Origin of the sequence: Aeromicrobium sp. Leaf272, from assembly GCF_001422865.1 — a bacterium.
Lineage (GTDB): Bacteria > Actinomycetota > Actinomycetes > Propionibacteriales > Nocardioidaceae > Aeromicrobium.
In genome coordinates, this window is sequence record NZ_LMMY01000009.1 from 2,891 (window position 1) to 3,161 (window position 271).

Here is a 271-nt window from a genome sequence, read left to right on the forward strand (position 1 = left end):
GGCGCCGCGCCCCGAGCTCACCGGTGAGGAGAGCGTGGGCTCCACCCTCACCGCCACCACTGCCCCGTGGTCGGGCGACGCCGCGCTGGCCTACCAGTGGTACGCCGACGGCAAGCCCATCGTCGGTGCCACCTCGGCCACCTACACCCTCACCGCCGCAGACCGCGGCAAGAAGGTCCGCGTCATCGTCACCGGCACCCGCGACGGATTCACCACCAGGAGCCTGGCCTCGGTGCGCATCACCGGCCCCGTCGCCGCCGGACGCTTCACC

1 protein-coding gene is annotated in these 271 nt (G+C 73.4%); it reads left to right on the forward strand.

The window, feature by feature from the left end:
* The coding region (locus tag ASF38_RS17755) for a hypothetical protein (RefSeq protein ID WP_200914367.1) at window positions 1–271 on the forward strand (271 nt) is incomplete at both ends.